Below are 9335 nucleotides of genomic sequence, written 5' to 3'. Positions count from 1 at the left end.
AAACCTTGATGCAAAGCACTGACCAGTTGACGTTGGTTATCACGGGGGCTTTCACGAATGTTGCCTTGTTGTTCCGTATGTACCCAGAGGTTAAAGCGAAGATTGATCGCTTAGTTGTGATGGGTGGTTCGCTCACTGGTGGTAATATGTCCAGTGTAGCGGAATTTAATATTTATACAGATCCACACGCTGCAAAAATTGTCTTTGAGGCTGGCTTGCCAATTGTGATGATTGGTCTTGATGTGACAATGAAAGCATTGCTGTCATATGACAACATCGCCAAGCTGTCAGACGTGAATGAATCAGGGGCGATGCTGCAAGCGGTGTTGCAACATTATGCAGACAACGAAGCCACTGGGAAGCCAATGCACGACGTGAATACGTTGTTCTATCTAGCTCACCCAGAAGCCTTTACGCTAACGGACTATTGGGTTGATGTCATCACTGAGGGTCCGGCCTTGGGCGCAACAGTTGCCGATGTGTTGGGGTCGCATCATGACACAACCAACGTGGCGGTAGCGACGGATATTGATGTACCAGCCTTTAACGCCTGGTTTATGTCAGAGGTCGCAACGTTTATGAAGTAATCTAAAAGGTCATCGCTAACCGTGCGGTGGCCTTTTTAACATCCTGTTTCACGTGAAACAATTACACCGTTAAAACCCGTGCAACTATTGAATAGACGGGCATTTTGCGGTATTCTTTTATTATTGGAATCAGTTTGGAGAATGATAATGAATCCCGAAGAATTTGCGGCGGCATTACGCGAGCACAATGTTGAACTGAATGCACAACAACTAGCGCAATATCAGCAATACTACGAGCGTTTAGTTGCGGTGAATGAGCACATGAACTTGACGGCTATCACAGAACGCGATGAAGTCTACATGAAGCACTTTTATGACTCATTAACACTGGCCTGGGCATACCCAGCTTTGCAAACTGAAGAATTGCACATGATTGACGTGGGTGCTGGTGCGGGCTTCCCATCATTGCCATTGAAGATTGCGTTCCCGCAATTGCAAATCACGATTATTGATGCGTTGAATAAGCGCATTAATTTCTTACGCGATTTGGTCAAGGAATTGGGCTTGGAAGGTGTCACGGTAGAACACGCCCGTGCCGAAGAGTTTGGTAACAAGAACGCACCAGCTCGTGAGCAATATGATGTGGCGACAGCCCGTGCGTTGGCGCGCCTAAATATTTTGGGCGAATTGACATTGCCATTTGTTAAGGTTGGTGGTGTTTTGCTAGCGATGAAGGGTAGCGCCGCTGATGAGGAGTTACAAGAGGCTAAGAAGGCTATCACGACATTGGGTGCCAAAATTGGTGATCAAATCGATGTCAGCTTGCCAAACGGTGACCCACGTTCAGTTATTGTGATTGAAAAGGTGAAAAATACACCAAAGAAGTATCCACGCAAGCCGGGTGATCCGGTTCGTAAGCCGTTGTAGGAAGGGGAAATCAATGGGACACGTTATTGCATTAGCTAACCAAAAAGGTGGTGTTGGTAAAACGACGACCACGGTCAATTTGGGAGCGGCCTTGGCGAGTTTGGGTAAGTCGGTGTTGATTATCGACACGGATGCCCAAGGAAACGCAACGTCTGGATCAGGCGTCCAAAAGTCAAGCATTGAGCAAGATGTCTATGATGTCTTGGTTCACGATGTGCCATTGGCTGATGTTATTTTGTCAACTTCGCACGAAGGCATGGACATCGTGCCAGCAACGATTCGTTTGGCTGGTGCCGAACTAGAATTGGCTCCGGCGATGGCTCGTGAATTACGTTTGAAAAACGCGCTGTCAGGTGTTCGTGAAAAGTATGACTACGTGCTGATTGATAATCCACCTTCACTTGGATTGGTAACAATCAACACATTCTCAGCAGCAGATTCAATTTTGATTCCTGTGCAAGCTGAGTACTATGCGCTCGAAGGACTTGGTCAGTTGATGAACAATATGAAGTTGGTCAAGCAACACTTCAACCCAGACTTGGAAGTTGAAGGGGTGCTGATGACCATGGTTGACCCACGAACGAACTTGTCGGCCGACGTTATTGCGAATGTGCGTGAGTACTTTGGTAGTGATGTGTACGATACCGTGATTCCACGTAATGTCCGTCTGTCAGAGGCGCCATCACGCGGGTTGGCTATTATTGATTACGACCCTAAGTCAAAGGGTTCTGAAGTATACATGGACTTGGCAAAGGAGGTCTTGGCTGCTCATGGCGAACGCTAAGAAGTCAGGTTTGGGAGGCCTTGGTGGTAACGGTGGCGGTCTAGGCGCCCTGTTTGATTCACAAGGTCTTGATACAACCATCGCAACGAACGACTCTGTTCGTGACCTAGCTGTTGATAAAATTGTGGCAAATCCGTTCCAACCGCGACATGTTTTTGATCAAGACGCTCTGCAAGATTTGGCGGCTTCAATCAAGGAAAACGGTGTGTTGCAACCGGTAATTGTCCGCCACAATCCAAAAGACAATGCCCAATACGAATTGTTAGCGGGTGAACGTCGTTGGCGTGCGTCACAATTGGCCGGTATGACTGAAGTACCAGCGATTGTGCGCAAGTTAGATGACGATCAGATGTTGCAAGCGGCCATTTTGGAAAACTTGCAACGTGAAGACTTGACGCCCCTTGAAGAGGCCCAAGCGTACCGCGATATGATGGATGCGTTGAAGTTAACGCAAGAACAAGTGGCCAAGCGTTTGGGAAAGGCCCGCTCAGCCGTGGCCAATTTTCTCCGTTTGTTGAACCTGCCTGATGAAGTGAAGGACCTCCTGAATGCAGGGGATCTTTCAATGGGGCAAGCCCGGACGTTGCTTGGTTTGCGTAACAAGCGTCGTATTGTGCCGGTGGCCAAGCGCGCTATCGCAGAAGGCATGACCGTGCGTCAACTGGAGCAACTGGTTAATAAGTTGAATGAGCAGTCAGATCCAACCAGCAAGGGCGCTGATGAACCATCAGCATACTTGAAGGCGACGACCGCTGCCCTGGAAGATAAGTTTGGTACCAAGGTCAATGTGACGCGTAATCGCAAGGGCGCTGGTAAAATTGAAATTGCATACTTGTCAGATGATGATTTGAACCGCATCTTTGATGTATTGGGCATTTCATTCGATGAGGACTAAGTGGGGGTTGGATAAATGTACAACTTGCATGATATCGTTGAAATGAAGAAGCCACACGCGTGTGGCGCAAATGAGTGGGAAATTATGCGCGTTGGTGCGGACATTAAGTTGACGTGCCAAGGCTGCGGTCACCAAGTCATGATGACACGCCACGACTTTGATAAGCGCTTGAAGCGTATTTTGCGCAAGGCGTCAGAACAACAAGATTAATTTAGAGAGATAGGTATATAAAAATGGCTCTTACAGCAGGAATCGTTGGTTTGCCAAACGTTGGTAAGTCAACTTTGTTTAACGCAATCACCAAGGCAGGTGCCGAAATGGCTAACTACCCATTCGCCACGATTGAACCAAACGTGGGAATGGTCGAAGTGCCTGATGATCGTTTGGCTCGTATCCAAGAATTGGTGCCAGCTGACAAGATCGTACCAACGACCTTTGAATTTACTGACATTGCCGGAATCGTTAAGGGTGCCTCAAAGGGTGAAGGTTTGGGTAACAAGTTCTTGGAGAACATCCGCCAAGTGAATGCCATTGTTCACGTGGTTCGTGCGTTTGATGATGATGACATTACTCACGTTAGCGGTAAGGTTGACCCAATCGACGATATCAACACCATTAACTTGGAATTGATTTTGGCCGATTTGGAATCTGTTGATAAGCGTTATGCGACGGTTGAAAAGAAGGCTAAGCAAGCTAAGGATAAGGATGCTGCGGCAGAATTTGAGGTCTTGGCTAAGTTGAAGCCTGTTTTGGAAGAGGGTAAGCCAGCCCGTTCAATCGACTGGAACGAAGACGAGCAAAAGATTGTACGTGGCTTGTTCTTGTTGACGTCAAAGCCCGTCTTGTACGTAGCAAACGTGGCGGAAGATGATATGGCTGATCCAGAATCATCAAAGTACTTCCAACAAATCAAGGAATTTGCGGCTGCTGAAAATGCTGATGTCATCGGTATTTCAGCCCGTGCTGAAGAAGAGTTGGCCGGCATGGATGATGAAGATAAGGCTGAATTGATGGAATTGCAAGGCATTACGGAACCAGGTTTGAACCGTTTGATTCGTTCAGCCTACCACTTGTTGGACTTGCGGACGTTCTTTACCGCTGGTGGTAAGGAGACGCGTGCTTGGACGTTCCGTGCCGGCATGAAGGCACCACAAGTTGCCGGAGTTATTCACTCTGACTTTGAGCGTGGCTTTATCCGTGCTGAAACGGTCGCTTTTGCTGACTTGGACGAATATGGTTCAATGAAGGCCGTTAAGGAAGCTGGCCGTCGCCGTTCAGAAGGTAAGGAATACGTTGTACAAGACGGTGATATCATCGAATTCTTGTTCAACGTTTAATTGGGGGACTACATGACAGAATCACAAGAAACGCAAGCTCAACCAGCGTTGCCAACGCGTGCCGATTTGGCAACATTTGGTTTGACGAAGCGTAATCAAGAATTTATTTGGCAAATGGTGCAACTCGTTGATGGGGATGCATCAAAGGCCGGTTTGATTGCCGAAGTTGGGGCAAAGTTGTTGGACGGTCAAAAGACGGGTGCCACAGCGAAGCAATTGTTTAACACGCCAGCTGAAGCATTGGGCTTCAAGGCAAAGCAAGCGGCTGAAACGCCTGCCCGTGGTTATGCCACGTACGGCTTCTGGCCATTGATGGTTGATAATGCCATTGCCTTCTTTATGATGTTTAGCTTTATGTTTGGCTTGACGTTGATGTTCAGCAAGGCTAACCAAGCCGGTAGTGCTGGGGCAGCCGGTATCACATCACTTGTTTTGACGTCATTGTTGGGTGGTGTCTTCTTCGCCGCCGTAACGATGACCCTTGCACCAAGCAAGGATGGCGTACAGACACCACTTTGGAAGAAGATTGTGGTTTCTGTTGGTGCGTTTGTCCTTTGGTTCTTGGCATACATGGGCTTCGCCTACTTGCCATCAATCATCAACCCATTGTTGCCAGGTTGGGTCTACTTGATCCTTGCGGTATTGGCCTTCATCGGCTTCCGCTTCTGGCGCGTTAAGACGGGTATTCAAGGTGGATTCTTGGGTAGTGCAACACGTCCACGTCAAGACACGAAGTAAGCACAGAAATCAGTGAGGGATTAGCCATGAAGATTTTGATTGTTGACGATGATCACGAAATTGCTGAATTGCTTGAAATCTACGTGAAGAACGAAGGTTACGAGCCAGTGATTGCCAGTGATGGTAGGGAAGCGATGACAAAGATTCGCACGAACCCTGATATTGGTTTGATTATTTTGGATATCATGATGCCTGATATGAACGGTACGGAAGTGTTGAAGGAAGTTCGTAAGGACAACCCCGTGCCAATCTTGATGTTGTCTGCTAAGTCAGGTGCGATGGACAAGATTCAAGGGTTGATTACGGGTGCGGATGACTACGTAACGAAGCCATTCAATCCGCTTGAAGTGATGGCCCGCGTCCGTGCGTTGTTGCGTCGTGCCCAAAACGGTATGGCACAAGCAACGCCAGAAGTCTTGGACATTGGACCTTTGACGATTAACAAGGATAGCCACGAAGTTAAGACGGCTGACGGTGTTGAGGTTAACTTGACGGCGTTGGAGTTCGGTATCTTGTACTTGTTGGCTTCACACCCAAATCGTGTGTTCAGTGCTGACGACATTTTTGAACGCGTTTGGCAACAAGAATCAGTTGTGTCTGCGAAGACAGTTATGGTGCACGTTTCACACTTGCGCGATAAGTTGGAAGCAGCAACTGGTGGTAACCAAGTGGTCCAAACCGTTTGGGGTGTTGGTTACAAGATTGAAGTTTTGTAAGGTATAGATTTGCATCTATGCAATAGAAAGTGAGAAGTAGGGATGAAACTAAGTGTACTGGATTGGCTCCTGTGGGTGGTCAAGGCAGTCGTTTCGGCCCTGCTTTTTGTATTTATGGGCATTGGGGGCATCTTAGTCACCCGTTCAGCCTGGACAAGTGCCAACTGGCTGCTTGAATTACAAGCAGCTTGGGCGCAACAGCAACCACTCGTCATTATCGTTGGCTTAGTGGTCGTTGTGTTGTGGCTGTTGTTGATTCGCCATTTCTACGAAGCAGTATTGCTTAACCGCTTAATCGAAGCGGTGAGTGATTTGGCACCACGTGTTCGTGATACAGAAAGTGAAGGATTGCCGGAAAAGCGTTGGGGACGTCGATTGCGGCCCCTCGTAACGAATGTAAATGGCGTTTTTGATGCCGCGCAAGCCGCAATGGCTGAAGAACGTGAAATTGAGCGTTCAAAGGACGAAATGATTACGAATGTGTCGCACGATTTGCGGACACCATTAACATCAATTTTGGGTTACTTAGGCCTGATTATTAATGATGAAGATGAAAAGTTAGCACGCAAGGATTTGGTGAAATATGCTAACACGGCCTTTTCGAAGGCGGGCCAAATGAAATCGTTGGTCGAAGATTTGTTTGATTACACACAGGTCCATCAGGTTGATTTCAAGTTACGCTGGGCGCCGTTAGATTTAGCGGCCATGTTGCAACAATTGGCAGTTAACTACGAGTTAGAAGCTAAGAATAAGCACGTTGTTGTCTCAGCGGTTACCAATCCGGATACGATTGAAATGGTTGGTGATCCTGACCGTTTGGCACGTGTCTTTATGAATTTGATCAATAACGCTTTGAAGTATGGCGATGGCGCAACATTTGTGCGGTTGACAGCCAAGACTAACAAAAGCGAAAATTATGTAGAAGTTCGCGTGCAAAATAACGGTGAAAAAATTCCGGCCGATTCAATCAAGCGGTTGTTTGATCGCTTTTATCGGGTGGAGAGTTCACGGAATACTAAGACGGGTGGGACCGGTCTTGGTTTAGCAATCGTGAATGGCGTTGTCGAGGCGCATGGGGGGACGGTGCGAGTTGAATCAGATGATGATTTGACGAGCTTTATTGTCCAGTTGCCTTTACAACCAGAACTAGGAAATGAGGCCTAAGAGATATGACAAAGCGTGTGTGGGCAGGCTTACTGGCGGGAATTCTGTTAGTGACAGGGATTGCTACGTCGGCATCAGCTGCAACGGTGACGCCCAAAGTGGACGCGCAAAGTGCAGTGGTGGCCGATGTGCAGACTGGCCAGGTGTTAGCAGACAAAAATGGTAACGAGCGGATGCCGATTGCCTCAATTTCAAAATTATTGACGGTTTATTTGGTTGAACAAGCCATTAAAGAGGGACGTCTGTCGATGCAGTCACAGATTAAAGTGCCGGCCTCGATTGTCGCCATTAGTAATGAGCCAGCTTTGGCTAATGTGCCACTTAGTACGGAACGTGCCTATACCATTCAAGAGTTGATGGAAATGGCATTGATTAAATCAGCGAATGCAGCGGCGTTAGCATTGGGCTATGCCGTGTCTGGTACGGATACGGGTGTTAACCAACAAATTCAAGATTTGTTAACCAGCTGGGGCATCAAGGATACGACCATTGTATCTGGTGCCGGTTTGACGAACGGTGATATGGGTGCGTTAACGAATCCTAAGCTGGGTGCGGATGTGGAAAATGAACTGTCGGCCCGTGAATTAGCGATTGTTGGTCGTCATTTGGTGACTGATTACCCTGAAATCCAACAAATTACGAGCATGCAAACAGCGGAGGTTCCAAGTGGGGCTACCGGGACGGAAACGATTGAAAACTCAGATAAATTGCTAGCTGATGGCCAAGGATATAAGTTTACCGGTTTGAAAACTGGGTATGCCTTGTCAGTCCACAGTACGTTCATCGGGTTAACAACCTTGGAAGGTCGCCAAGTGGTGACCGTAGTGCTCGGTAGTGACCACACATTCTCCCAAACGGTGGCCATGTTAAACGCGGTTAAGTCGGCGATGACGGTTAAGACCTTGGCTAAGGGAACGGTTATTCAACGGGTGCAAGTTGAAGAAGCGCGTGCCGGGGAAGAACGTTTCCCAATCGCTACGAAGACGGCGGTCTCAATGTTCGTGCCAACCGCATTACGCGACGGCAAACTCAACATGACGATTCGGTCAAATAACGATATGATTGCGCCAATTGCAAAGGGGCACGTTGTTGATCACCAAGAAACGGTTTTCGTTGATGGGGGCACAACAGCCGAACGTAACGCAGCGAATGACTATTTAGCAAGTCCGCCTAAGGTAGATTTGATCATGACCCGCGATGTTGCACAAGCATCACAAGTTGTACAATGGTACCGCGATGCGAAGCGCGTCATCATGAGCCTATTTGAATAAATACCAAAAAAGCACAACGCCTAATGCAGGTGTTGTGCTTTTTGAATTTGGTTAACATATGTCGTGCTACTGCACGAGCAACAGGCCTGACTTTGACTATCAAAGTGTTGAGAAGGGGAAACATGAATGGACGTGCACCCCTAATCAATGATAATCAAACAAATAGAGACTATCTTGGCTGCTGGCATGGGGGTGGGGAAGTGGCGTAGCGATTGTAGCAGGGTAACTCACAAGTTCGGCCGACCGCCGGTTAGATAAGGCGATACGGACCCTGAACCTTAGCACAATTATTTGGGTGCTAGCCGGTGCTCGCGCCGGCGGAGTTGCCCGGATGCAATCTTTGTCGGATCCGCTTCCCCACACCCATGCCTCGTCGCAACGCGACGACCCCACAGAACGACTACTTCTTAGTAGGCACTTCCTTAATCGGGTTGCGTTCACGCATGATGGCCAATAGCTTCTCAGCTTCCATTTTGTGGAAGACGACGTTGGCAGCGTCGCGCATTAGCTGGAGATCAATATTGTCAGGATCAAATTCAACTGGCACAGGACCTTGTAAACGTGCCATCAACGCATCAACGAACGCGTTGTACGCCTTCTTAGGGTAATCGCCAATCGTTACTTGATCGATGGCTGCACGGATTTCTTCCAGTGAGAAGACGGGCTTCATCAATGAAATAATCAAGATATCCGCGATTTGCATCGTTTGGTACTTCTTTTTAACGGGTGCCAAGATGACCTTTTGCTTAACGTAATTGTTAATCATCGTTGACGTGACAGCCGGCATGTTTAAAGGTGCCAGGACTTCATTTACATATTCAACGACCTGGTCCATATACAAATCAAATGTTGGCAAGTCCTCCCAATGTGGAAATTCGACTTCTTTTAGGCCTTCGCGCCATGATAGATATTCGTTCATTTGGCAGATTGTCCTTCCGTGGTATACTTTATATGAATTAATTTTACCACATCTAGA

General features: G+C 47.7%; 11 protein-coding genes. 10 read left to right on the top strand and 1 reads right to left on the bottom strand.

From position 1 onward, the window contains the following. From WEIDD23_RS06490 to WEIDD23_RS06445, 10 genes are all read left to right on the top strand, one after another. Positions 1-587, top strand: a 587-nt coding sequence (locus WEIDD23_RS06490) for a nucleoside hydrolase (RefSeq protein ID WP_197458829.1), incomplete at its 5' end; no start/stop codon positions are given. A 147-nt stretch (positions 588-734) separates the two neighbouring features. Beyond that, positions 735-1454: a 16S rRNA (guanine(527)-N(7))-methyltransferase RsmG gene (rsmG, locus tag WEIDD23_RS06485; protein WP_010375016.1), complete on the top strand. Its 720-nt coding sequence runs from the start codon at positions 735-737 to the stop codon at positions 1452-1454. Between the two features lie 13 nt (positions 1455-1467). After that, on the top strand, positions 1468-2238 hold the full coding sequence (locus WEIDD23_RS06480) for a ParA family protein (protein WP_010375015.1): 771 nt from the start codon (positions 1468-1470) through the stop codon (positions 2236-2238). Next, complete coding sequence (locus tag WEIDD23_RS06475; protein WP_010375014.1) at positions 2225-3133, top strand: ParB/RepB/Spo0J family partition protein; 909 nt, start codon at positions 2225-2227, stop codon at positions 3131-3133. Before WEIDD23_RS06480 ends, WEIDD23_RS06475 begins: the two co-directional genes overlap by 14 nt. 15 nt (positions 3134-3148) lie before the next feature. Further along, the gene (locus WEIDD23_RS06470) at positions 3149-3343 is read left to right on the top strand and encodes a DUF951 domain-containing protein (protein WP_010375013.1); all 195 of its coding nucleotides are present in this window, start codon (positions 3149-3151) and stop codon (positions 3341-3343) included. Positions 3344-3366: 23 nt separating this feature from the next. Further along, positions 3367-4470, top strand: a complete 1104-nt coding sequence (gene ychF / locus WEIDD23_RS06465; RefSeq protein WP_010375011.1) for a redox-regulated ATPase YchF — start codon at positions 3367-3369, stop codon at positions 4468-4470. 12 nt (positions 4471-4482) lie between these two features. Next, entirely contained in the window at positions 4483-5208 is a 726-nt protein-coding gene (locus WEIDD23_RS06460) for a DUF1129 family protein (RefSeq protein ID WP_062358854.1), read from the top strand. A 26-nt stretch (positions 5209-5234) separates the two neighbouring features. Then, positions 5235-5924, top strand: coding sequence for a response regulator transcription factor (locus WEIDD23_RS06455; protein ID WP_010375006.1), 690 nt, complete (start codon positions 5235-5237; stop codon positions 5922-5924). A gap of 42 nt (positions 5925-5966) precedes the next feature. Beyond that, positions 5967-7088: a sensor histidine kinase gene (locus WEIDD23_RS06450; RefSeq protein ID WP_010375005.1), complete on the top strand. Its 1122-nt coding sequence runs from the start codon at positions 5967-5969 to the stop codon at positions 7086-7088. A 5-nt stretch (positions 7089-7093) separates the two neighbouring features. Further along, positions 7094-8359: a D-alanyl-D-alanine carboxypeptidase family protein gene (locus WEIDD23_RS06445; RefSeq protein WP_010375003.1), complete on the top strand. Its 1266-nt coding sequence runs from the start codon at positions 7094-7096 to the stop codon at positions 8357-8359. Positions 8360-8759: 400 nt separating this feature from the next. Here WEIDD23_RS06445 and WEIDD23_RS06440 read toward each other — a convergent pair whose 3' ends face one another. Beyond that, complete coding sequence (locus WEIDD23_RS06440; RefSeq protein WP_010375002.1) at positions 8760-9278, bottom strand: DUF1836 domain-containing protein; 519 nt, start codon at positions 9276-9278, stop codon at positions 8760-8762. Between the last annotated feature and the right edge of the window lie 57 nt (positions 9279-9335).

Origin of the sequence: Weissella sp. DD23 (assembly GCF_001579105.1) — a bacterium.
GTDB classification, from domain to species: Bacteria; Bacillota; Bacilli; order Lactobacillales; family Lactobacillaceae; genus Weissella; species Weissella cibaria.
This window is presented reverse-complemented; position numbering and strand designations above follow the sequence as displayed.

What these genes read in the sequence shown, in the direction of transcription:
- rsmG (WP_010375016.1), top strand. Translation starts at nt 735, where the DNA reads ATGAATCCCGAAGAATTTGCGGCGGCATTACGCGAGCACAATGTTGAA.
- WEIDD23_RS06480 (WP_010375015.1), top strand. Translation starts at nt 1,468, where the DNA reads ATGGGACACGTTATTGCATTAGCTAACCAAAAAGGTGGTGTTGGTAAA.
- WEIDD23_RS06475 (WP_010375014.1), top strand. Translation starts at nt 2,225, where the DNA reads ATGGCGAACGCTAAGAAGTCAGGTTTGGGAGGCCTTGGTGGTAACGGT.
- WEIDD23_RS06470 (WP_010375013.1), top strand. Translation starts at nt 3,149, where the DNA reads ATGTACAACTTGCATGATATCGTTGAAATGAAGAAGCCACACGCGTGT.
- ychF (WP_010375011.1), top strand. Translation starts at nt 3,367, where the DNA reads ATGGCTCTTACAGCAGGAATCGTTGGTTTGCCAAACGTTGGTAAGTCA.
- WEIDD23_RS06460 (WP_062358854.1), top strand. Translation starts at nt 4,483, where the DNA reads ATGACAGAATCACAAGAAACGCAAGCTCAACCAGCGTTGCCAACGCGT.
- WEIDD23_RS06455 (WP_010375006.1), top strand. Translation starts at nt 5,235, where the DNA reads ATGAAGATTTTGATTGTTGACGATGATCACGAAATTGCTGAATTGCTT.
- WEIDD23_RS06450 (WP_010375005.1), top strand. Translation starts at nt 5,967, where the DNA reads ATGAAACTAAGTGTACTGGATTGGCTCCTGTGGGTGGTCAAGGCAGTC.
- WEIDD23_RS06445 (WP_010375003.1), top strand. Translation starts at nt 7,094, where the DNA reads ATGACAAAGCGTGTGTGGGCAGGCTTACTGGCGGGAATTCTGTTAGTG.
- WEIDD23_RS06440 (WP_010375002.1), bottom strand. Translation starts at nt 9,278, where the DNA reads ATGAACGAATATCTATCATGGCGCGAAGGCCTAAAAGAAGTCGAATTT.